This is a genomic window from Streptomyces sp. NPDC048650 (assembly GCF_043199095.1).
In the GTDB taxonomy this organism is placed as follows: Bacteria; Actinomycetota; Actinomycetes; order Streptomycetales; family Streptomycetaceae; genus Streptomyces.
Genome location: NZ_JBICVM010000002.1, coordinates 246,048 through 268,889, shown reverse-complemented (window position 1 = coordinate 268,889; position 22,842 = coordinate 246,048). Strand labels below are relative to the sequence as shown.

Here is a 22,842-nt window from a genome sequence, read left to right as displayed (position 1 = left end):
AGGCCGGTTTGCGTGATGGGCTCGGTGGGTGGGCTCGGTCGATGGGCTTGGTGGATGGGTTCGGTGGATGTGTTCGAGAATGTCCTCCGGGACAGCCCCGAGCGGGTTCTCCGGGGTTCTCCAGGGTTCTCCACCTGCCAGGGCCTATCCGCGGGCCGTCCGAACCGTGGGCTCCGCCCGCATCCAGTGGCCGTCGGTGCTCCAGCCGAGGAAACGGCGGGCTCGGCCGTCCTGCGCGGTGCCCGCGTCGTCGAACGCGCCACCGTCGGCGACCAGGCGCAGCCCGGCGACCGCAGGTGCCAGCCGGGCGGCGACGTGGCCGGGCTGCCGGGCGGTCTCGTCCTCGAGCCAGGACACGACGGCAGCCGCCTCCGTGGGCCTGCACAGCGACAGATAGAAGACCATGTGCCGCCACCCGTAGGCCGCGTCCTTGATGGCGTTGAGCGGCCGTGGGTTGTGGTGCACACGGGCCGTCAGGCCGCAGACCGCGGTGAAGCAGCGGCAGGCGAGGTCGGCCCAGCCGGGGGCTGGAGCAACTCCCGTTTTGTGAACCAGCGTGGCCAGGTTGTGGCTCGTCAGGATCTGGGCCTGCTCGATGACCATCCCGTTGACCGCCGGTGACCAGCTTCGACGGGCAGCCGCGCGCTTGTGGCAGAGGTCTGCGAACGCCTGGGACGGGCGCTCGCCGTATTGCTCGGTCTTGGTGGTGGCATCGATCGCGGCAATGGTTCGGTAGTCGATGCCGTAGTAGCGCTCGTAGAGCGTGCCGCGGAGCAGATCGCCCGCGATCTTCGCTGCCGCGAGGAACTTGCGGGAGAACGTGCCCATGAAAATGTCCACGGCCAGCTCCTCGACGAGCGGCACGTCGACGCCGGCCTCCCGAGCGAGTGCGCCCATCTCGCGGAGGAGCGGGTTGGGCAGGATGGTCGCCGGGAAGCCCTGAAGGGCCAGTTCGCCCAACTGCACCAGTGCGGCGCCCGCACTGTGTCGGGCCTCGTCGCCGCCGCGGCGATGTCCGGCCACCGCTTGGACCCACGGCAGCTCCTCGAGCCTCACCTGGTGCTCCAGATTGAGCAGCAGCAGCGAGCGGCGCCTGCGGAAGGCCCGGTAATGGGCGGCCATCAGCGAACGCAGCGCCTCGTCGCCGTAGGCCAGTGCGGTGGTGGAGGCGACAAGCTGCGGCACGAGTTCGGCCAGGACCTCGGCGGAGGGCACCACGCCCCGCTCGATGAGGGTGCCGATCGGGGCGCTCAGCGCTCCCTCGACAGGGCCCCGGATCGCCTCCGGAATCCGGGCGCCCACGGGCAGGCCGGACAGCTCGTGCTCCGCCTCGGTGACCGGTCGAAGGAGCGATTCCACCTCGGGCGTCCCCGACTGCTGGGGGAGGGCGGACAGTCGGCGGACCACCAGCTGCGCCAGGGTGTGGAGTGGGGGGCACGCGGCAACGTCTGCCTGCCGCCCGCGGAGGGCGGCATGCTGCTGCGAGCCGGGCAGGCCACGGCGGCGGACCATCGAGTCGACGGCGTGCTGGAGCAGGCCGATGTGGCGTGCGCTCAGGGGGCGGCGGGCCGTTGCCTTCTCCAGCGCAGTGCGGAGGATGGCCAGGTTCTCCTTCGGCTTGCGGTGCTTGCCGCAGCGGGTGTGGGCGGCGGCCAGCTGCCGGTAGCGCTTCAGCAGCGCGGTGCCGCGCACATACCAGCTCCTGTCCGGGGTACGCGCCAGGACCCGGCCGGACTCGAGGGTCTCCAGCCAGTGGGAAAGCAGCTCGTCGGCGAAGGGGTTCCAGACCGTCAGCGCTTCGTTCATCGCCTCGAAGGCCGGGTTGGGGCGGCGGTCGGCGATCGCCTCGCGTGCCTCGCCGACCGTACGGCGGTACGCCATCTGTGCCGTCGGCACGGGGAGGCCCGTGGGCCTGGGGGCGAACCGGAGGCGGTCGGCGAACGGTTGGAGGACCTCGAGGAGTTCCAGCGCGCCGAGCCGATCACCCGAACGCACCAGCCATGCGACGACGAGCAGCGCGGCCTCCTCGGGGACGGCTATGTCGTAGCTGCCGCCGTCGAGCATGGCGGTCAGTTCGGAGAGGCCCGCTTCGGTCAGACCGTACGCGAAGAGCGCGCGGCGACTCTTGGGGATGCCCGCCTCACGGGCCGCCTCGACCTCGTACGGTCGGAGGGGCCCGCCGGCGCTTGCGGTGCCGGTGGCGAAACCACCGCGGACGACCTCGGGCGTCACCCAGGCGGGGAGTCCGGCGGCGGGTGTGCGTGAGCCGATGGTCAATGTGCCGTCAGCCATGCCGTCCAGCACGCAGCTCCAGCGACTGATGCGGTCCTCGGCGCGGCGGCGGGTGTCGGCGTCCTCGTGGGTCACCGCGGTGGTGAAGGCCCGGGCCAACTGGCCTGCTGCGTAGCCGGGGTGCCGGAGCACCGCTTCACTCTGCTCATCGTGGTCGTTCATAGCCAGCGTGGCGGGTCCCGCCCCCGCGCCCTCCGGGTCTCAAGCCCGGCGCTCTACTGCTGAGCTACACGCTGATGCGGTCGAGACTAGGCGGAGTCGCGGCAGGTGTACAAACAACTTTTCGACGATCGGGCCGGGCTGCCGCACGACCCGGTCCGCGTCGAGCGGCAACCGCGGCCTACCCCTCCGGCGGAAAGGCAGGTTGTCCCCGTCGCGCAGCAAGGAGAGGGCGTCGGTCCGAGAACATGGGTCCGACTCTTCCGACCGACGTCGGGCCGACGGCGGAGGGGGGATTCCGCACTCGGCCCGATGGCCTGCCAGGATGCGGAATCTCTGCAACGCCTCCCGCTGTGCCCCCTGGCGTACGGATCCGGGCGGCGACATCCGTGCCACTCGGAGGGGGAACGGCATGACCGAACAGGCGGCGCTCATCGACCACGGGGCGGCGATCCGCAACCTCTCGGAGCGATGGCTGGAGACCGTGGCCGCCGATGACTCCGTACGCTCCGGTGGTGGGGATTTCGCCTGCTCGCCGGCCGGTCTGTGGCTGGCGCTGGCGGCAGCTGCCGCCGGGGCGAAGGGCGTTACGGCTCAGGAGCTGCGAGACCTCCTCGGCGCGGCGGAGGACGAAGCCGCCACTGCCACGACCGAGGTGGCCCGCGCGCTGGCGCATACGGACGCCCTGGCCGTCGCCACGGGGGCATGGACGTGTACACCCGTCCACCGGGCCTTCCGCGAGGCACTGCCGGACATCGGTTTCGGGAACCTCGATCCGGACGATCTCTCCGCCATCGACTCCTGGGTCAAGGAAGCGACCGGCGGCCTGATCGAGAAGCTGCCCGCCGATCCGGACGAGGGGACACTGCTGCTCCTGGTCAACGCGCTCGCCCTGACGGCTCGTTGGGAGTCGCCATTCGCCGCGCGCCGTACCGGGCCGGGAGATTTCACGGATGCGGTCGGCCGCACGCACCAGGTCGCGACGATGCGCCGGCTGATCCCGGTCGGCGACGCCTGGACCGTACCGTCCGTGGACGGCCGGGCCACGACGGTGGTGGAGCTGCGGTGTGCGCCGGCCCGCGACGGCAAGCTCCCCGCGACGGTCCGCTTCGTCCTCGGCCCGCAGGACGCGCCCGCCGCACACGTCCTGCCCGCATCCTGGGCCCCGCACGAGGCGTGCACCGCGTTCGACGCCGACGATGTGAGCGTCGCTCTCCCGCGACTCGACCTCCGGACGAACCTCGCCGTGACACCACACCTGGAGGCGTTGGGCATACGGGAGGCCACCGGCGACGACGCCGACTTCTGCGTGATGTCCCCGGAGCCGCTGACGATCGACAAGGTGGTGCAGGAGTGCCTGGTCCGGGTAGCGGAGAAGGGCGTCGAAGCCGCGGCGGTCACGATGGTGCCGATGGGGAACCCGGGAGGACGGCCGCGCCCGCGCCGTATCCACCGCATCGCCTTCGACCGGCCCTTCGGCCTCGTCGTCCTGGACGGGAGCGGCGAGGTTCCCCTCTTCACCGCCTGGCAGGCGACCGCACCGCGCGACGTGCCCGCGGCCCGCGATGCCACTCGGGGCCCGGTGGGCCGCGCTCTGCGACGACCGGTCACCCGACGACGGCCGCTGCCGTGAAACTCCGGAAGCAGGCACAGGGCCACAGCCCTTGATGCCGGATGAGTTGCGGCAGGGGGCAGGTCAGGGGTCGTCGGGTTCATGGTCAGCGCCACCGCCGGCCTTCCGGACGACGAGCAGGGACTGGCCACGGGCATCGCCACCATGACCCAGCAGGTCGGCATCACCCTGGGCATCCCCGTCATGAGCGCGATCGCCACCGCGCACAGGGGAGCGGCCACCGGGCCCGACGCGGTTCTGTCCGGGGTGCGTACCGCCGTCGGGGTCAACGCCGGCCTCATCCTGGTCGGTTCGGTGCTCGCAGCCTCGTTCCTCTCCCGCCGCGTCCGGGCCCGCACGGGCGCCACCGCGTGATGCCCACCACCGGCGCGAGCACCGCATCGTCCCCGCCGGCCGGAAGGGAACAGCATGATGGCGGCCACCCGGTCCTCCCTGTCCCGGCCGTGTCGCGCCCCGGCCGCGTCGACCCGGGCGTCGGACGCACCGTTGGAGCCCGGGGCGTCTTCCCGGCCAGGGCGGCGGCCCCGGGGCCCCGTTCGACGGAGGCCGGTGCGGGGGCGCTCCCCGAGGCCGCTACACTTGCTAGGTACAAGCAATATGTTTATCGGTCCGTCGGGGCGACCGAACGGATGAAATCGGGGGAGCACGACGATGGGTAACGGCACCGTTCAGCCCTGCGACCGGACGGGGCCGCCGGTCACGCCCGCGTCGGGGCTGGACGAGGCGGCCGCCGGGCTGGGCACGGAGATCGTGCGCTTCTCGCGGCTGATAGCGGCGTGGAAGCAGCGTGCCAAGAGGGACACCGGCGCAGCCGACCGGGTGCTGCTGGCGAGGCTCGTGGTGGGCGGTGACCGTCGGGCGACCGATCTGGCCGCCGACGCTTTCCTGGATCTCTCGACGGTCAGCCGGCAGGTGCGCTCCCTGGTGGAGCGGGGGCTGGTCGCCCGGCGGCCGGATCCGGAGGACCGCCGCGGGACGCTGCTGACCGCCACCGACGCGGGGCGCGCCGCCTTCGAGCACTACCGGCGTCAGCGCGACGCCGAACTGGCCGCGCTCTTGGAGCCGTGGCCGCCGCAGGACCGGGCCGATCTGATCCGACTGCTCGGCCGGCTCAACGAGGACTTGGCAGAACAACACGCACGGCAGATCCCCGGGGGCGACCAGGGCGCCGCCGGGGAACAGGGAGACACACAGGTATGAGCACATCCACGTCGCCGCCGGCGGCGGACTCCAAGGAGATAGCCGGCTCGGGGGGACTGACTCACCGGCAGATCCTCACCATCCTCAGCGGTCTGATGCTGGGGATGTTTCTTGCCGCACTCGACCAGACCATCGTCAGCACCTCGATCCGTACCATCGCCGACGATCTGCACGGCCTGAGCCAGCAGGCGTGGGCCACCACGGCCTACCTGATCACCTCGACGATCGCCACGCCGCTGTACGGCAAGCTGTCCGATCTGCACGGCCGCAAGCCGTACTACCTCGCGGCGATCACCATCTTCGTCGCCGGGTCCGTGCTGTGCACCTTCTCCACCTCGATGACCGAACTCGCTTCGTTCCGTGCGGTGCAGGGACTGGGTGCCGGTGGTCTGATGTCGTTGGCGCTGGCGATCATCGGTGACATCGTCCCGCCGCGCGAACGCGCCCGCTATCAGGGCTACATGCTCGGTACGTTCGCCACCTCCAGCGTGGCCGGACCGCTGATCGGCGGCGCCCTGGCCGGCCAGGACCAGATCCTGGGCATCACCGGCTGGCGCTGGGTCTTCCTCGTCAACGTGCCGATCGGCATCGTCGCGCTGTTCGTCGTCGCCAAGGTGCTCAACATTCCGCACACCCGGCGCGATCACCGCATCGACTGGTGGGGCGCGCTCACCATCGCCGTCGGTGTCGTGCCGCTGCTGCTCGTCGCGGAGCAGGGGCGCGAGTGGGGCTGGGGCTCGACCGAGTCCATCGTCTGCTACTCCGTGGGTGCGGTCGGCGTCATCGCCTGGATCTTCGTCGAGCGGTGGGTCGGCGACGACGCGCTCATCCCGATGCGGCTGTTCCGCAACGGCACCTTCAGCATGACCAGCCTGCTGTCCGTGCTGATCGGTATGGGCATGTTCGGCGGGATGCTGATGATCCCGCAGTACCTCCAGATCGTGAAGGGCGCCAGCCCCACCAAGTCGGGTCTGGAAATGCTGCCGTTGATGGCGGGCATGATGATCGCCTCCATCGCGTCGGGCCAGATCACCGCCAAGACCGGCCGCTACAAGATCTTCCCGATCATCGGTACCGCGCTGATGGTCGGCGCGATGCTGCTGTTCCACTTCCGCGTGCAGTGGGACACCCCGCTGTGGGAAACCATGATCTACATGCTGGTCTTCGGCCTCGGCCTGGGCGGCTGCATGCAGACCCTGGTGCTGGCGGTGCAGAACGCGGTGCCGCCGCGGGACATGGGGGTGGCGACCGCCTCCTCCACCTTCTTCCGGCAGATGGGCGCCACCGCCGGTACCGCGATCTTCCTGTCGGTGCTCTTCAGCACGGTCGGCGACAAGATCGGCTCGGCGTTCAAGGACGCCGCGAAGACCGAACGCTTCCAGGCGGCCCTGCACGACCCCTCGGTGCTGCACGACCCGGCAAGCAAGCCGGTGCTGGGCATGCTCAAGGGCTCCGGCGGCGGCAGCTCCTCCGGGGTGCTGAGCGACTCGTCGTTCATCCAGCAGCTCGACCCGCGGCTGGCCGAACCGTTCAAGCGCGGCTTCGCCGACTCGATGCACACCGTCTTCCTGATGGGTGCGGTCGTCGTCGCGCTGGCCTTCTTGCTGGTGCTGTTCGTCAAGGAGATGCCGCTGCGGCAGATCTCCGGTCTGCAGGCGCGTGCGCAGGCGGACGCGGAGGCGAACGGTACGGCGCCGGGTGCGGACACCACGGACGTACCCGCGGTCGATGCCGCGGCCGGCGACACGGCTGCGCAGGCGCTCCTCGACGCGGCCCCGGTGGCCTCCGGTGCCGAAGCGGCGGGTGGCCCGGTGGTCCATGGATCCGTACGGGACGGCAACGGCGCTCCGGTGGCGCAGGCCGTGGTCACCCTCATCGACGTCGGCGGCCGGCAGCTCGGCCGGGCCTCGACGACCGCCGACGGCGGCTACGAACTGCCCGTACCGGGCCCCGGCACCTATGTGCTGATCGGCTCCGCGGGTTCCCGGCAGCCGCAGGCGGCGACCGTCGTCGTGGCCGACGCGCCGGTGCGGTTCGAGCTGACGCTGAGCGGGTCGGCGGGTCTGTCCGGTGAGGTGCGCGAGGCGAAGGGCGACGACCCGGTGCCCGGCGCGCTGGTCGTGGCCACCGACGTGCGGGGCGAGGTCGTGGCCTCGGGCTCGGCCGGCCAGGACGGCGGCTTCAGCTTCGGCGAACTGGCCCCGGGCAGCTACACACTGGCCGTCAGCGCGGACAGCCACCGCCCGTCCGCTCTCCAGGTGGAGGTCGTCTCCGGCAACCGCAACTGGTACGAGGTCCGGCTGACGCACGGCGCGCGGGTGCACGGTGTGGTCCGTGCGGCGAGCGGCAGCCCGGTCGAGGACGCCCGGGTGACCCTGCTCGACCCGGCCGGCAACGTCGTCGGTACGGCCACCACCGGCCGTGACGGCGCGTACGTCTTCACCGACCTCGACGGCGGCGAGTTCACGGTGATCGCCAGCGGCTACCCGCCGGCCGCCCGGCCGTTGCGGTTGGAGGGCACCGGGCGCAGCGAGTTCGACATCGAGCTGGGGCACGATCCGGTGGTCTGACGGCTCATCCAGGAGGCGGCCCGACGGCCCGTCCATGAGCGGTGCGAGCGCCCGGCCGGGGTTTCCCGGTCGGGCGCTCCGCGCGTCGGGGCCCGGCTCAGCTCGCGGCGGTCTCCGCGGCGGTCTCCGCGGGGCGGTCGGCGGCCTGCGGTGTGTCCGCCGGCCCGTCCGCCGCCCCCGGTGCGGGTGCGCAGGCGACCAGGCAGACCGCGCTGACCAGGGCGATGCCGGCGAAGGCGAACGCGACCGGGGTCCAGGAACCGCCGAACGAGGTGGCGAGCCAGCTGGTGGCGGCCGGCGCGAGGGTGCCCAGCAACCCGGCGGTCTGGAAACTCATGGACAGGCCGGTGTACCGGGTGCGGGGGGTGAACCAGCCGGAGACGAGGGTGCCGATCGCGGCGTAGGCGATGGTGCTGGCCAGCATCGGCAGGCACATGGCGAGCCAGAGCCCGGCCACCGACCGGGTTTCGGCGAGCCAGAACATCGGGAACGCGACGACGAGATGGAGGAGGATTCCGGTGAGGGTCACCTTGCGCAGGCCGAAACGGTCGGCGGCGAGGGCCGCCAGCGGGGTGCAGACGATGACGACGACGGACGCGGCGGTGCCTGCCCCGGCCGCCTGGGAGTCGCTGAAGCCGAGTGCGGACACCGCGTACGTCGACATGAAGGTGACGACGATGTAGTAGCCGCCGACGGTGACCAGGAAGGCGCCGGAGGCCAGCAGCCAGGTCCGCCAGGCGTCGCGGACCACCGCGATCACCGGGGTCTCCCGCTTCTCCGTCCCGGAGCCGGCCTCCCGGGCGGCCTCGAACTCGGGGGACTCCTCCATCGTCGAGCGGATCAGCAGGCCGACCAGGACGAGCGCGGCGGACAGCAGAAACGGTATGCGCCAGGCCCAGGCGACGAGGACGTCGTGTCCCAGCAGGGCGATGGCGGCGAACGCGCCGGTCGACAGGAAGTAGCCGACGCCATCGCCGACCTGCGGGAACGAACCGAAGAATGCCTTGCGCCGGGGCGGTGCGTGCTCCACGGCGAAGAGGACGGCCCCGCCCCACTCGCCGCCGATGGCGAGGGACTGCACCATCCGGATCAGGACGAGCAGGACCGGCGCGACGAAGCCGATGGAGCCGTAGCCGGGCAGCAGGCCGATGCAGACGGTGCCCCCGCCCATGAGGAGCAGCGACCAGATCAGTGCCTTCTTGCGCCCGTAGCGGTCGCCGATGTGTCCGAAGAGGACGGCGCCGAGGGGGCGGCCGAGGGCGCCGACGAACAGGGTGGTGAAGGACATCAGGGTGCCCAGGGCGCGGTTCAGCTCGGGGAAGAAGAGCTCGGGGAAGACCAGGGCGGCGGCCGTGGCGTAGATCCCGAAGTCGTACCACTCGACGCTGGTGCCGATCAGTGAGGCGGTGGCGATCTTCCAGGGTCCCGACCGCTTCGCGGGCCCGGAGCCGGGTGGGGCACCTGCGGTTGTGCTCATGTCGACGCTCCTCACGGCGGACCCAAGGAGCAATCCAATGGGCTTGCCTGGGATCCAAAAATGTTGAGGCGACGGTAAGAGTGACCCTTGCCGGTGTCAATAGGTTCCGTGGCAGATCCAATACGATGGATGCCGTATCCGGGGCGTTGTCGACCGAGGGGGAGCGGCTGTGGGCGGTACGGGAGCCGAGGAGCCGGTCAACGGCACGGCGCATGCGTCCTCGCGCGCCATGGTGGCCGAAGCGCTGCGCCAGCGCATCGCGCTGGGCGGTTTCGGGCCCGGCGACCGGCTGCCGCCGGAGCGGGAGCTGGCGGCCGCCTTCGGCGTGGGCCGCAACACCGTCCGTCAGGCGCTGCGCGAGCTGGCGGACGAGGGCCTGGTCGTCACCACCCTCGGGCGCTCGGGCGGCACCCGCGTCGCGCCCACCCGGCCCGGCGGGGACAGCGCGCGGGTGGCGGTCACCGCCGGCATCCGGGCCTCGCTCCGCGACTACATGGAATACCGGCTGGCCATCGAGCCCTTCGCGGCGCGGCTGGCCGCCGAGCGCGGCGCGGGCGCGGTGCGCCGGGAGCTGGTGGCGATGCTGGACACCGAGGTCGACGACCTGGGTGCCTATCACCGTGCCGACACCCGCTTCCATCTCGGGCTCGCCGCGGCGGGCGGCAACGACGTGCTCTCCGAGGCGGTGACCCGGGCGCGGGCCGAGATGTTCGTGGCCGGCAACGCGCTGTGGCTGGGCTCGGACTGGAGCCGGGTCTACCCTTCCGAGGGGGACTTCGGCCCGGCCTTCCGCGAGGAGCACGAGGCCATCGCCTTCGCGGTGCTCGCCGGGGACGGCGCTGCCGCCGAGGCCCGGATGCGCGACCATCTGCGCGATGCGCACCGGCAGTTCCTCGCGCTCCTCGACCAGTTCGGCGCGCAGGGCTGACCCGTCCCGGGCCCCGGGCATGGTGCGGCCGGTCACGCCCGCTCTCGATTGACGCCCACGACGCGGACGCTTACGCTCCGGGAAATGGATCCGGATGAGATCCAAAAATCCCGACCAGGAGACACGCCCGTGCACGCTTACGACGAGGACCTCACCCAGCAGGTCATGCAGCACCTTCTGCACCGGCTCCGGCTCGATGCCCCGCCGCTGGGCCGTCCGGGCGACGCCGGCGAGCTCTCCGTCGCCCTCAAGGAAGCGATAGGCGCCGGGCCGCGCCCGCCCGCCGAGGTCCTGCGCACCTACGCCGAGGATCTGGAGCCCACCGTCGTCTCCTGCGACCACCCGGCGTTCCTGGCGTTCGTCCCGGGGGCTCCCACCAAGGCCGCGGCCCTCTTCGACATGGTGCTCTCGGCGTCCTCGCTGCACGGCGTCTCCTGGCTGGAGGCCGCCGGGGCGGTGGCCGCGGAGAACCAGGTGCTGCGGCTGTTCGCCGACCTCGCCGGGCTGCCGGCCGGCGCGGGCGGCTGCTTCGTCAGCGGCGGTTCGGCGGGCAACCTCTCGGCCCTGGTGGTGGCCCGCGACACCGGGCGGCGCCGGCGCGGCCTCGACGAGCGCGCCCCGGTCCGGATCGCGGTCAGCGACCAGGTCCATTCCTCGGTCGGCAACACCCTGCGCATCCTGGGGGTCGAGGCGCTCGTCGTCCCGACCGAGGACCACCGGCTGACCGGCGACGCCCTGCGGGCGGCTCTGGACGCGGCCGAACGGGACGGCGGTGCACCCGTCGTCGCCGCCGTCGCCACCGCCGGCACCACCAACGCCGGCATCGTCGACGACCTGTCGGGAGTCGCCGGCCAGACCCGCGCCCGCGACCTGTGGTTGCACATCGACGCGGCCTACGGCGGCGCCGCCCTCTTCGTCCCCGCCCTGCGCGACCGGCTGCGCGGCATCGAGCATGCCGACTCGCTCGTCGTCGACCCGCACAAGTGGATGTTCGCGCCCTTCGACTGCGGCGCACTGCTCTACCGCGAACCGCACCTGGCGCGGGCCGTCCACACCCAGGACGCCTCCTATCTCGACGCCATCCACGGCGCCGACGGTGCCGGCCCCGACGAGTGGAACCCGAGCGACTACGCCTACCACCTCACCCGCCGCCCCCGCGGCCTGCCCCTGTGGTTCTCGCTGGCCGTGCACGGCACCGACGCCTACCGCGACGCCGTCGCCCACGGCGCGGACATCGCCCGCTGGACCGCCCGTCAGGTGGACGCGACCGACGGCCTGGAGATGCTGCGCGAGCCCGAGTTGACCGTCGTCCTCGTCCGGCGCACCGGCTGGCGGCCCGAGGACTACTACGCCTGGTCCAAGCGGCTGCTGGCGGCCGGCACCGCCTTCGTCACCCCGACCGTCTGGGAGGGGGAGACCGTCGCCCGGCTGGCGTTCCTGCACCCCGGGATCACCCGGGAGACCGTGCGCGGCATCCTGGACTCCCTCGTCGACGAGGGGGCGGACACCTCCCGGGAGGTGTCCGCACGTACCGCCTGAGGACTGTCCCGCCGGGGACCGCGGCGGACCCCTCACTCTCCGGCGACGGCGTTCTCCCCCGTGTCGAGGCCGAGTTCGCGGGCGAGCGCCTCGTCGATCCACCGCTGCACGGTGCGCCGCGGCAGCGCACCCTCGTAGGTGATCGTCTGTACGGCGAAGCCGTCCAGCAGGGCGGTCAGCCGCCATGCCGCGCCCTTGGGGTCGGCGCAGCCGAACTCGCCCGCCGCCGCGCCCTGCGCGATGACGTCGGCGAGCGCCGCCTTCCACTGCCGGTCCAGGTCCTGGGCCACCTCGCGCAGCACCGGCTCGCGCAACGCGGCGGCCCAGCCCTCGATCCACAGCTTCCAGCCCTTGGCCTGCCCGGTGGGGGAGTACCAGCGCAGCGCGGCGCGCAGCCGGCGCAGGGCGCTGCCCCGCCGGCCCAGCAGCGAGCGCAGATGGGTCAGATCGGCCTCCGCCGCGAACCGGAAGGCCGCCGCGACCAGCTTCTCCTTGGTCGCGAAGTGATAGAGCACCAGGGCGTTGCTCACCTCGAGTTCGGCGGCGACATCGGCCACCCGCAGGGCCGCGACCCCGCGGCGCTCGATCTGCCCGACCGTCGCGCGCAGCAGTTCCTCGCGCCGCTCCGCCACGCTCAACCGTACTCTCGCCACGCCGTCACCCTACTCAGTCGCTGCCGAAAACCGCCGCCGACCTCTTGACCGGCTGCCACGGCGACCACCACAGTCTGCTCATACTGACTGTTCGTTCAGTCAATACCGGATTCACCCCAGGGCTGTCCCGACCGGTCGCCGCGCAACGCCACGCCCGCAGGAGGTCGTCCACGTGACCCCAGCACCGCCGCCCGACGAAGCCGACTCGCCGGACCTGTCCGCCGGCTGGCGCTCCCAGCGGGGCCGGCTCCGCAAGGACCTGCGCCGCCTCGACGTCTTCTTCTTCCTGGTCTGCACGCTCGTGGGCCTGGACACCATCGGCTCGGTGGCCGCCGCCGGACCGCAGGGGCTGACCTGGATGGCCGTGCTGGCCGTCGTGTTCTTCCTGCCCTACGGTCTGCTCGTCGCCGAACTCGGTTCGACGTTCCCGGTCGAGGGCGGCCCGTACGTATGGACCCGGCTCGCCTTCGGCCGGCTGACCGCCGGCGTCAACCAGGTGCTCTACCTCTGATCTTGGCCAGTGCTCCGCCTTCAGGGCGGGGGTGAGGGCCATCCTTGGCCCGGAGGCGCGGAGCGCCGGAGTGCTCTGCGCCTCCGGGGTGACGGTCAGACGGGACGCTGCTGGTTTTCGATGTACTGCTTGACAACGGTCAGGGGTGCGCCGCCACATGAGCCGGCGAAGTAGGAGCCGGACCAGAAGTGTCAGCTCGGCTTCGAAGTCGGCGCAGACCTCCCGCATGATCTCTTCGGTGCGGGTCAGCATGACGTCGGTGAACGCCTTCCGCCGGTACTTCGTGACGAAAACCAAGTGGACGTGCAGGTTGTAGACGACGTGACGTCCGGTGCGTACATCGGGGTTAGAGTTCCAGCGCGGTGACATAAACCAATGCATCCTCTCGATCGTGAGTCAAGACACCCTGGTCAAGCGGCAGTTCGGGCACCGTGCCCGTCTTTCGCTATCGCGCGCCGAGGTGTTGAAAACTGATAGCCAGGCACACGCGGCCCGCACCATGTGGAACCTGCTGCACGCCTGGTGGCGGATGATGCCGAAGGGAAAACGGACTCTTGCGAACGCGGATGCCGCCATGCGCCAGGCCCGCGAGGACATCGACTTTCTCGCTGTTCTTCCCGCGCAGGCCGCGCAAGCGGTGTTGAAGACGTACTTCCAGGCGTGGAAGAACTGCTGGGACGGCCGCGCCGACGCCCCGAATTTCAAGGGCCGGTTCCGCACGGTGATGTCCGTGGACATCCCGCAGGGCCGCGACCTGAACAGCACCCGCGTGCACCGCCGCTGGGGCATGGCCAACATTCCCAAAGTGGGCCGGGTCCGATTCCGGTGGACCAAAGACCTTCCGGTCGGCAAGCATGCCAACGCGGAGAACCGGATCACCGGGGCCCGGCTGATCAAGGACGCGCTCGGCTGGCACATCGCCTTCCGTGTCCAGACCTTGGAGGCCGAGCCCGAGCCCCACCAAGGGCCGGAGGTCGGCATCGACGTAGGCGTCACCGTGCCCATCGCTCTCTCAGACGGTGAGGCGTACGAACACGACGAGTGGCTGACGGAGGGGGAGCAGGCGAAGCTCCTGCACCTGGAGCGGCGCGCCGCGCGGCGTAAGCAGCACCGCAAGTCCGGCGAGCGCACCAGCCGCCGACTGCACCACACCTACGACCACATCGCAGGACTCCGCGCGAAAGCCAAGCGCAGGGCCCTCGACTGGCAGCATCAGACGACCACCGCCATCGCCCGCAGATACGGCGTAGTCGTGGTCGAAGCACTGACCATTACGAACATGGTCAAGTCCGCCAGGGGAACCATCGAGGAGCCGGGAAGGAACGTCGCTCAGAAATCTGGGCTGAACCGCTCGATCAGCGGGGAGGCGTGGGGCCGGACGGTCACCATGCTGACGTACAAGACTGCCCAGCACGGCGGCACCCTGCACAAGGTCCCCGCCCCCAACACCTCCCGGCGATGCTCCACGTGCGGCTTCATCACGCCCGGGAGCCGGGAGTCCCAGGCCGTGTTCGTTTGCAAGAACCCGGACTGCGGCTGGTCAGGCAACGCCGACTGGAACGCAGCCCGGAACGTCTTGCATCTGTACCGGATGGGCCACGCGCTCATCCCGGCTGCCGGGAGGGCAGTCGTCAGGCGTGCCAAGCGCGTCAAGCCCGCTGCCGCAAGGTAAGCAGGAATCTCCCGGCTTCAGCCGGGAGAGCACTTCAATGGCTCTCCAACCCGGTCTGGCTGGGCGGCAGTCTGTGCATCATCGCCCTGACCACCTGGGAGCAGTTCTTCACCCCGCTGCCGGGGGTGTGGAAGTACGTCGCCGGGCTGGCGTTCATCTGGGTCGGGGCGCTGGCCGTCGTCCGGTCCGTCCGGGTCGGCAGGTGGGTGCCCATCGCCGGGGCCGTGGCCCGCATCGTCCTGCTCGGCTTCTTCCTCGTCTCGGTGGTCGTCCACGCCGCCCGGCACGGCGTCCACCCGCTCCCGGCCGGCGAGTTCGCCCCCACGTACACCGGCTTCGTCGCCCTCGTGCCCGTCCTCATCTTCCACTACGTCGGCTTCGAACTCCCCAGCACCGCAGCCGAGGAGATGACCAACCCCCAGCGCGACATCCCGCTGTCCATCCTCCGCTCCGGAACGGCCTCGCTGGTCCTCTACGGGGGCCCGATCCTCGGCATCCTCGTCGTCCTGCCCGGCGAGCGCATCGGCAGCCTCGGCGGGTTCGTCGACGCCTGCAAGGCGGTGTTCACCGTCTACGGCGGACAGGTCGCGGCCGACGGCACGGTCACCCTCACCGGCTTCGGCGCCGTGTTCGGCGGCATCGCCGCGGCCGGACTCGTCGTCGGCGTCCTGACCAGCGGTGTCACCTGGGCGATGGGTGCCCACCGGGCGCAGGCGGTCGCCTGCGCGGACGGCGCGGGGCCGACCTGGCTGGGGACGTTCTCCGAGCGCCACGGCACCCCGGTCCGGGTCAACGTGCTCTCCGCCGTCATCGCGTCCGCACCGCTGGTCGTCGCGCTCCGGCTGACCGGCGGCGACGGCGAGAAGTACTTCGCGGCCGGACTCGGCCTCACCATCAGCACCACCTTCATCTCCTATGTCATCACCTTCCCGAGCCTGCTGGTGCTGCGGCGCAAGTACCCCGACACCCCGCGCCCCTACCGGGTGCCCGGCGGCCGGGCCGGCGTCCTGGCCGTCACCGTGCTCGCTACCGGACTGGTCGCCTTCACCGTCGTGGTGCTCCTCTGGCCCGGCTTCGGCGTCGGCTGGTTCGGCACCGCCGGCTCGCCGGCCGCCGCACTGCCCGAGAGCTTCGCGGGCCACCGCCTGCAGTACACCCTCAGTCAGGTCGTGCCCCTGCTGTTCTTCCTCGGGGTGGGCCTGGTCTTCGTCGCACTCGGCGCGCGCAACCGGCGGCGTCAGCCGGACGCCGCGGACACCCGGCCCGCGCGCACGGCCTCCACGAGCGCCTGATGGTCCCGCTCGTTCTGGTCCGCGTAGCACTCCGCGAAGCGGGCCAGCGCCCGGTCGAAGACGTCCCCGCGGCCGAGATAGGCGGCGAGGGCGATCCGGTCACCGCTGCGCGCGTGCGCCCGCGCCAGCGTGGCCCCGCACAGCGCGGCGAACCGGCGCATGCCGCGGGGCACCATGACGGACGGGTCCAAGATGCCCTTCCAGTCCCTCAACTGCCGCACATAGAAGTCGCGTTGCCGGCCGTCGGTGCCGGTGGTCCGCTCCCAGCCGAGGAAGATGTCGCCCGCGGCCTGCATCAGCCGCTGCCCCGTCACCACCCGTTGGCCCTGATTGCGGTGGATGCTGGGCGCGGTGTGCGGGGCGAGGACGGACTCGTCGGCCTCCTTCGCCTGGAGGATGAGCGGGTCCCGGGCGTCCTTGCCGAGCAGCAGCACGATCCAGCAGCGGGTGCCGACGCTGCCGACCCCGACGACTTTGCGGGCCATGTCGACCACCCGGTACTGCGCCAGCAGGGTGCGGTGGTCCGAGCGCAGGCTGTCGGCGTACCCGCGGATGAGGCCGTGCAGTCGATCGGCGGCCCGCTCGCCCTCGTCGCCCGGGAGCAGGTCGCGCAGCGGCACGATCAGCGGCGGATCGGCGGCGAACCGCACCCGGTCCCCGTCCACCCGCACGAGCGAGCGGAACGCCTGGAGGCTGTCGCGCGAACGGGCCTTGTCCATGGTGCGCTCCAGCCGGTCCCGGCCCGTGCTGTCGAGGCGGTGGGCCTCCGCGATCCGCACGTCCTCCATGTCGGCCCGTTCGTACCAGACGTCGAGGGTGCGCATCCCCGCGTAGCGGCGCAGCTGCTCGCGGTAGGACGCGGCTGCCGCGCGGACGATCCCGGCCCGGGTGGAGCGGCCGAAGCCGTTCTCCCGCGTGGCGATGACCAGGCTCGCGGCGAGCCGTTTGATGTCCCACTCCCAGGGGCCGGGGAGCGTCTCGTCGAAGTCGTTGAGGTCGAAGAGCAGCCGGCGCTCGGGGGAGCCGAGCAGCCGGAAGTTCAGCAGATGCGCGTCTCCGCACAGCTGGGCGGTGAGGCCGGTGGCGGGGGTCGTGGCGAGATCGGCCGCCATGACGGCGGCGGCGCCACGGTAGAAGCGGAACGGTGACTCCAGCATCCGGCCGTACCGCACCGGCACCAGATCCGGCACCCGCAGGGCCGACTGCCGTTCGATCAGCTCCACCGGATCGGTGCGGCCGGCGGCCGGTGCGTACTCCGCGTGGGCGGAGCGGGGGACTTCGGCGCGCAGCGCCCTGCCCGCTTCTTCCCGCTCGCGCGGGGTGGCACCCGCCCGCACACCGGACATCGCCGGATCCCCGGACCCCGGCCCGGTCAGCCCACTCGGCGCCGGTCACCCGCGCACAGGGCCCAGACGATGGTGACGTTGAAGGCGAGCAGCACGATGCCCCAGAAGGGGGCGTGCGGAATCCACAGGAAGTTCGTGAGCGCGGCGATCCCCGCGAGGGTGACGCCGACCATCCGTGCCCACACCGCACCGCGGAACAGCGCGAGGCCCGCGAGCAGGATGACGATGCCCAGGATGAGGTGGATCCATCCCCAGCCCGTCAGGCTGTACCGGACGAAGTAGTCCGGGCTCTCGGCGAAGACGCGGTTGTGGGCGAGGGCGGAGATGCCCTCCAGGATCGTCATGATCCCGCCGAGGACCATCAGCACCGCGGCCAGAAACGTCCAGCCGCCGAGGTGCTTGCGAGAGGCCATTGCTCACTCCTCACAGGAGAGACGGAGAGACCTGGCCGTCGACACCCGAGCCCGTCGGCGGACACGTTGCCCTTTCACGTTTCCACAGGTACCGGGCGCTCGCATCTTCGTCGAAGGCCCCCTGGCCGCCCTTGGATCAGGGGTGCTCGAAGAGCTGGAGCACACCGGCGAGCGAGAAGCAGACCGCGCCCGCGAACGTCGCCCAGTTGGCGATGGCGACGCTGATCGGGCTGCCCGTCTCGGGGCGGGTGAAGGCGGCCAGTGCGGAGATCAGGAAGAGCGCCGATCCCAGTTGGTTGATCGCGACGATCCACCAGCCCAGGTTCCGCCGGCGGACGCAGGGGCGGCCGTGGCAGACCTCGACGAAGGAGAGGTGCCCGGAGATCAGGAACAGCAGGCAGCCGACCATGTCGGGGGACCAGACGAGCCGGTCGGTCTGCCGGGTGGTGAGCCCTTGGAGGAAGGAGTCCAGCAGGTCGACGCCGAAGACCAGGGTGCCGACGAACAGGGTGAAGGTGCTGAGCCAGTCGATCCGGCCGGGCTCGTAGCTCCACCGGTTCCAGTGCGGGGTGACCAGGGCGCCGGCCGTGCTCTCGCGGCGCGGTGCGTTGATCGCCTGGAGCAGGGACGCGTAGGCCCCGGCGGTGAAGAAGGCGCCACCCACGAAGTACACGGCGGCCCAGGAGGTCGGGCTGTGGGGGCCGAGCTGGGCCAGAGCCGCGCCGAGCGCGAAGAGGAGTCCGCCGAGGACGAAGGAGACGGCGGCCGTGGCGTTGAGCCGGTGCAGCCGGGCGCGCGCCACGCCGTCGGCGCCGCGCGGCCGGGCCGCCGCCTCCCCGGGGCCCCGTACGGCGAGCGTGCCGCGCTTGCGTGCCGCGCGCGACTCCCACACCGCGGTGCCGCCCTCCGGGAGGGGCCAGGTCAGCCGGGTGGTGAAGGGTCCCGCACGCTCGGCGCGTTCGGCGGTGGGTGCTTCCTCGGGTCGGCCCATCGGCCGAGCGTAATGAGCGCACAGCGGAGGGTGTGGGACCGCCGCCCGGACGGCGGGCGGCGGTGGCTGCCGCCGGGCGGTTCAGCGGTAGCAGCCGTACCTTTCGGCGATCTGCGGCAGCCGTTCGGCGACCAGGGCGTGCGCGGCGGCCCGCGGCGTGCTGCCGTCGGCGTCGGCGCGGGCCAGCATCCGCTCGATCAGCGCGCGCATGGAGGCGCGCACATGGGCGAAGGCCCGGTCGGCGTCGGCGTCGATGTCGCCGAAGAGGGTCCACCACCACCATGCGTTGGTGGCCGAGTTGACGACCACATCCGGCAGGACGGTGACGCCGCGGGCCGCGAGCAGCACCTCGGCCTCCGGCACGACCGGCATATTGGCGGCCTCCACCACCCAACGCGCCCTGATGTCCGCCTGGTTGCCGGCATGGATGCAGTACGAGACCGCCGCCGGGACCAGTACGTCGGCGTCGGCGGACAGCCAAGCCCCGGCGGGCAGCTCCACATCGCCCGGCCCCAGCGTCGCCCGGTCCATCGCCCCGAAGGCGTCCCGGCCGCGCAACAGCGCCTCGACGTCCAGGCCGTCCGGGTTGGCGAGCGTCCCCTTCACATCGGCGACGGCGACGATCACCAGGCCCGACCGCGCCAGGAACCGGGCGGTGGCGCCCCCCATCGTGCCCAACCCCTGGAGGGCGACCCGGGTGCCGGCGTACGGCCGGCCCGCCCGGTCGAGCGCCGCCAGCACCGCCTCGGCGACCCCGCAGCCGCCGGCCAGCTCGTCCAGCCCGATCCCGTCCACGTCGACGGCGAAGGCGTCGGCGAGCCGCTGCCGGGCGGCGCGTTCGTCGTCGAGCAGCGGATAGACGGCCTGTACGGAGGAGACCAGACCGGCCTCAGCGGCCGCCCGCTCGACGAGGTCCTGGGTCAGGCCCAGATCCTCCCCGGTCGTCCAGAACCGCTCGATGTACGGGCGCATCGCCCGCAGGTAGCGGGTCAGGACCCCGAAGGCCTCCGGGTCGTGCGGATCGCAGTCGATGCCGCCCTTGGCGCCGCCGAGCGGTATGTAGCGGGCGCCGGGGGTCCAGTGCAGCGCCTCCTTCGTGGTCATACCGCGGGCGAGTCCGGTGACCTCCTCGAGGGTGCAGCCCCGCCGCATCCGCAGCCCGCCGCTGGAGACCCCGCGTACCAGCCGGTCGACGACGAGGTGGCCGCGGTGGCCGGTGAGGTGGTCGGTCCAGGTCAGGGAGATCAGCGGGGCGGTGGGGGTGCTCATCGGGCGGTCTCCTCGGCGGGCGCGCCGCAGGGTGCGGCGGACGGCGGGTGCGGGAACGGCGGCGGCGGGGCGGGCGGTTCGGGGACCGTGATGACGGTGGGCCCCGCCACGGTCAGGGCGGTGCGCAGCGCGTCGGCGAGCGCGGCGGGCGTGTCCGCGCGGGCGCCGTGCCCGCCGTAGGCGCGGGCCAGTGCGCCCAGATCGAGCGGCGCGTGATCCACGGCCACCGGGGTGTCGCCGCGCGCGGTCATCTCGTCGCGGATCTCCCCGTATCCGCCGTTGTCGAACACCACGATCGGCAGCGGCAGCGCCAGCTCGACCGCCGTCGCCAGCTCCTGCACGGTGAACTGCAGCCCGCCGTCCCCGCTGAGCGCCACCACCGGGCGGTCGGGTTCGCCGGCCTTGACGCCGATGGCGGCGGGCAGCGCATAGCCCAGGGTGCCGAATCCGGTGGGGTGCAGACAGCGGCCGGGTGGGTCGACGGGCAGGTGGGGCAGCGCACCGTGGTAACAGCACTGGGCGCTGTCGGAGGTCAGCACCGCGGCGGGCGGCAGCACGGACCGGATCGCGGCGAGATACGGCAGCCGGTCCGCGTCCGGCCCGGTGACCGCGGCGTCGGCCTCGCTCCGCAGGTCGGCGACGGTGCCGTGCGCCGCGGTGCGCCCGGCCCCGGCGGTGCCCGGCCCGGCGAGCAGCCCGCGCAGGATCTCGCGCGCATCCCCGACCAGAGCGATGTCCGCCGGGAGGGCGGCGTACATCTGGGCCGGGTCGATGTCGGCGCGGATCAGGGTGCCGGTGAGCACGGGCAGCGCCGACCAGGTGTCGGACTCGGCGAGTTCGGTGCCGACGGCCAGTACGGCATCGCTGTCCGCCAGCCACTGCTGTACGGCGGGGCTGTGCAGCCGGACGCCGAGCGAGAGCGGATGGGACTCGGGGAAGGCGCCCTTGCCGTTGGCGGTGGTGACCACCGGCGCGCCCAGCCGTTCGGCGAGCGCCAGGGCCTCGGCCCGCGCTCCGTGGGCACCGCCGCCGAGCACCAGCGCCGGCCGGCGGGCCCGCTCCAGCGCTCCGGCCGCCGCCCGTACCGTGTCCGGCTGCGGACGTGCGGGGAGTTGCGCGGGCGCCGTCGGCGGCGGCCCCGCCGGTTCGGTGGCCGTCAGAAGATCGAGCGGCACCTCGATGTGCACCGGCCTGGGCCGCCCGGTACGGAACAGGGTGAACGCGCGGGCCACGGCCGCACCGATCTCCGCCACCGACGAGACGCGGTGGCTGGAGGCCGTCAGATGCCCGAACGCCTCGCTCTGGCCCGGGGTTTCGTGCAGCAGGCCGGTGGCCGGCCGGGGGTGCCGCAGCGGCATGCCGGGCGAGACCACCAGCAGGGGAACGCTGTCGGACCAGGCCTGGCCGACGGCGGCCGCGATGTTCAGCAGGGCGGGCCCGGCGGTGGTGACGGCGACGCCGGGCCGGCCGGTGACGCGGGCCAGGCCGTCGGCGGCGTAGCCCGCGCCCTGCTCGTGTCGGGGTGCGATGTGCCGGATGCCGTACGCCGCGAGATGGCGGTAGATCTCCAGGTTGTGGGTGCCCGGGATGCCGAAGGCGAGATCCGTGCCATGGGCGGCGAGGGCGCGTACGACGGCCTCGCCGCCGGTGATCGCCCGGGGCCCGGCCGCCATCACAGGCCCCGTGCGATGACGAGCCGCATGATGTCCGACGTCCCCTCTTCGATCTCCTCCAGCCGGGCGTCGCGCATCCACTGTTCGACCGGGTACTCGCGGGAGTACCCCCAGCCGCCGAGCGTCTGCACCGCGGCCCAGGTGCAGTACGCGGCGGTCTCGGAGGCGGTCAGCTTCGCCATCGCGGCCTCGGTCGTGGCGGTCAGCCCGGCGTCCAGCCGTTTGGCGGCGCGCCAGGTCATCAGACGGGCCCGCTCCAGCCGGGTCCGCATGTCGGCGAGGCGGAAGGCGACGGCCTGGTGTTCGATGACCGGCCTGCCGAACTGGCTCCGGGTACGGGCGTAGTCGACGGCGTACTCGTAGGCGGCGCGGGCCACGCCCGTCGCGGCGGCCCCCAGCACCGTGCGGGAGATGTCGAAGGTCCGCATCAGGCCCCGGAAGCCCTCGCCCTCCGCGCCGAGCCGGTCGCCGGCGGGCACGAAGGCGTCCTGGAAGAAGATCTCCCGGCAGACGATGGCCCGCTGGCCCATCTTGCGCAGCGGCGGCCCGAAGGTGACCCCTGCGGTGTCCTTGCGGAGCAGGAACGCGGTGACGCCGCGCGAGCGCAGTGTGGGGTCGGTCTTGGCGAAGACGACGTACTGCGCGGCCTCGCCGGCGTCGGAGATCCAGGACTTCTGGCCGTTGAGGAGATAGCCGCCGTCGGTCCGGGTGGCGGTGGTGGTCATGGCGGCGGCATCCGATCCGGCGCCGGGCTCGGTGGTCGCGAGCGCCGTCATCGGGGTGTCGTCCCCGGTCAGCGGGCCCAGCCACTCCCGTTGTTGCTCCTCGGTGCCGAGCTCGGTCACGGGATCGGCGAAGAAGCCGTTGGAGCAGAGCAGGTTGCCGATGCCGAGATCGCCGACGCACAGTTCCTCCTGCACCAGGACCTGGGTGAAGACATCGGTGAAGCCGCCGCCCCCGTACTCCTCGGGAAGCATGAATCCGGTGATGCCGACCCGGGCGGCGGACCGCCACAGGTCCCAGGGAGTGACGGTGTCCGCCTCGTCGACGGCCCGGGCCCGGGGTCGGATCTCGTCGCGGGCGAAGGCGCGGGTGAGGTCGACGATGTCGGACTGCTCGGGGGTGAGCGGGACCAGTTCGGTGGGGAGCACGGACACGGCGCCTCCAGGCGGCGGCAGCGGGCAAATAACTGAACCGCGAGTCAGTATCTGGAGTGCGGGAGAG

At 72.2% G+C, this 22,842-nt stretch carries 17 protein-coding genes, 1 tRNA gene and 2 pseudogenes; 9 read left to right on the top strand and 11 right to left on the bottom strand.

What is annotated here, in order from left to right:
* Positions 1–144: 144 nt before the first annotated feature.
* Both ACGFML_RS06990 and ACGFML_RS06985 read right to left on the bottom strand, forming a co-directional pair.
* A complete protein-coding gene (locus ACGFML_RS06990; RefSeq protein WP_393540861.1) occupies positions 145–2,454 on the bottom strand; it encodes a hypothetical protein in 2,310 nt (769 codons plus the stop codon).
* 2 nt (positions 2,455–2,456) lie between these two features.
* Positions 2,457–2,528, bottom strand: a tRNA-Ser gene (locus ACGFML_RS06985).
* 335 nt (positions 2,529–2,863) lie between these two features.
* Here ACGFML_RS06985 and ACGFML_RS06980 point away from each other — a divergent pair.
* The 4 genes and pseudogenes from ACGFML_RS06980 (at position 2,864) to ACGFML_RS06965 (ending at position 7,854) form a co-directional block, all read left to right on the top strand.
* On the top strand, positions 2,864–4,084 hold the full coding sequence (locus tag ACGFML_RS06980) for a serpin family protein (RefSeq protein WP_393540860.1): 1,221 nt from the start codon (positions 2,864–2,866) through the stop codon (positions 4,082–4,084).
* A gap of 69 nt (positions 4,085–4,153) precedes the next feature.
* Positions 4,154–4,438: pseudogene (locus ACGFML_RS06975) on the top strand (MFS transporter); the annotation flags it as partial.
* A gap of 297 nt (positions 4,439–4,735) precedes the next feature.
* Positions 4,736–5,284, top strand: coding sequence for a MarR family winged helix-turn-helix transcriptional regulator (locus tag ACGFML_RS06970; RefSeq protein WP_393540858.1), 549 nt, complete (start codon positions 4,736–4,738; stop codon positions 5,282–5,284).
* Positions 5,281–7,854, top strand: a complete 2,574-nt coding sequence (locus tag ACGFML_RS06965) for an MFS transporter (protein WP_393540856.1) — start codon at positions 5,281–5,283, stop codon at positions 7,852–7,854. Before ACGFML_RS06970 ends, ACGFML_RS06965 begins: the two co-directional genes overlap by 4 nt.
* 97 nt (positions 7,855–7,951) lie before the next feature.
* Here the strand turns inward: ACGFML_RS06965 and ACGFML_RS06960 are convergent, their stop codons facing one another.
* Positions 7,952–9,331 carry an MFS transporter gene (locus tag ACGFML_RS06960; RefSeq protein WP_393540854.1) on the bottom strand — a complete coding sequence of 460 codons (1,380 nt, stop codon included), beginning with the start codon at positions 9,329–9,331 and terminating at the stop codon, positions 7,952–7,954.
* A gap of 169 nt (positions 9,332–9,500) precedes the next feature.
* On the opposite strand from ACGFML_RS06960, the gene ACGFML_RS06955 reads away from it, so the two are divergent.
* Positions 9,501–10,259 (top strand): FadR/GntR family transcriptional regulator, encoded by a 759-nt coding sequence (locus ACGFML_RS06955; RefSeq protein WP_393540852.1) that lies wholly within the window; start codon positions 9,501–9,503, stop codon positions 10,257–10,259.
* A gap of 129 nt (positions 10,260–10,388) precedes the next feature.
* The gene (locus ACGFML_RS06950) at positions 10,389–11,798 is read left to right on the top strand and encodes a pyridoxal phosphate-dependent decarboxylase family protein (RefSeq protein ID WP_393540850.1); all 1,410 of its coding nucleotides are present in this window, start codon (positions 10,389–10,391) and stop codon (positions 11,796–11,798) included.
* Positions 11,799–11,830: 32 nt separating this feature from the next.
* Here ACGFML_RS06950 and ACGFML_RS06945 read toward each other — a convergent pair whose 3' ends face one another.
* A complete protein-coding gene (locus tag ACGFML_RS06945) occupies positions 11,831–12,451 on the bottom strand; it encodes a TetR/AcrR family transcriptional regulator (protein WP_393540849.1) in 621 nt (206 codons plus the stop codon).
* 172 nt (positions 12,452–12,623) lie between these two features.
* Here ACGFML_RS06945 and ACGFML_RS06940 point away from each other — a divergent pair, with 172 nt between their 5' ends.
* Positions 12,624–12,962 carry an amino acid permease gene (locus tag ACGFML_RS06940; protein ID WP_393540847.1) on the top strand — a complete coding sequence of 113 codons (339 nt, stop codon included), beginning with the start codon at positions 12,624–12,626 and terminating at the stop codon, positions 12,960–12,962.
* 95 nt (positions 12,963–13,057) lie between these two features.
* On the opposite strand, the pseudogene ACGFML_RS06935 reads toward ACGFML_RS06940, so the two are convergent.
* A pseudogene (locus ACGFML_RS06935) lies at positions 13,058–13,331 on the bottom strand (transposase).
* A 22-nt stretch (positions 13,332–13,353) separates the two neighbouring features.
* Between ACGFML_RS06935 and ACGFML_RS06930 the strand changes: the two are divergent.
* Both ACGFML_RS06930 and ACGFML_RS06925 read left to right on the top strand, forming a co-directional pair.
* On the top strand, positions 13,354–14,634 hold the full coding sequence (locus tag ACGFML_RS06930) for an RNA-guided endonuclease InsQ/TnpB family protein (RefSeq protein ID WP_393540846.1): 1,281 nt from the start codon (positions 13,354–13,356) through the stop codon (positions 14,632–14,634).
* Entirely contained in the window at positions 14,517–15,926 is a 1,410-nt protein-coding gene (locus ACGFML_RS06925) for an APC family permease (RefSeq protein WP_393541667.1), read from the top strand. The genes ACGFML_RS06930 and ACGFML_RS06925 overlap by 118 nt, the downstream gene beginning before the upstream one ends.
* On the opposite strand, the gene ACGFML_RS06920 is transcribed toward ACGFML_RS06925, so the two are convergent.
* The 6 genes from ACGFML_RS06920 to ACGFML_RS06895 all read right to left on the bottom strand — a co-directional run bounded on the left by ACGFML_RS06920 (position 15,872) and on the right by ACGFML_RS06895 (position 22,775).
* Complete coding sequence (locus ACGFML_RS06920) at positions 15,872–17,272, bottom strand: DUF2252 domain-containing protein (RefSeq protein ID WP_393540844.1); 1,401 nt, start codon at positions 17,270–17,272, stop codon at positions 15,872–15,874. The genes ACGFML_RS06925 and ACGFML_RS06920 overlap by 55 nt on opposite strands.
* 26 nt (positions 17,273–17,298) lie before the next feature.
* Positions 17,299–17,685, bottom strand: a complete 387-nt coding sequence (locus ACGFML_RS06915; protein WP_393540842.1) for a hypothetical protein — start codon at positions 17,683–17,685, stop codon at positions 17,299–17,301.
* Positions 17,686–17,821: 136 nt separating this feature from the next.
* Positions 17,822–18,676, bottom strand: a complete 855-nt coding sequence (locus ACGFML_RS06910; RefSeq protein ID WP_393540840.1) for a hypothetical protein — start codon at positions 18,674–18,676, stop codon at positions 17,822–17,824.
* 81 nt (positions 18,677–18,757) lie between these two features.
* Positions 18,758–19,945, bottom strand: coding sequence for a Glu/Leu/Phe/Val dehydrogenase dimerization domain-containing protein (locus tag ACGFML_RS06905; RefSeq protein ID WP_393540838.1), 1,188 nt, complete (start codon positions 19,943–19,945; stop codon positions 18,758–18,760).
* Positions 19,942–21,618, bottom strand: a complete 1,677-nt coding sequence (locus tag ACGFML_RS06900) for a 5-guanidino-2-oxopentanoate decarboxylase (protein WP_393540836.1) — start codon at positions 21,616–21,618, stop codon at positions 19,942–19,944. Before ACGFML_RS06900 ends, ACGFML_RS06905 begins: the two co-directional genes overlap by 4 nt.
* Complete coding sequence (locus ACGFML_RS06895; RefSeq protein WP_393540834.1) at positions 21,618–22,775, bottom strand: acyl-CoA dehydrogenase family protein; 1,158 nt, start codon at positions 22,773–22,775, stop codon at positions 21,618–21,620. The genes ACGFML_RS06900 and ACGFML_RS06895 overlap by 1 nt, the downstream gene beginning before the upstream one ends.
* Positions 22,776–22,842: the final 67 nt, after the last annotated feature.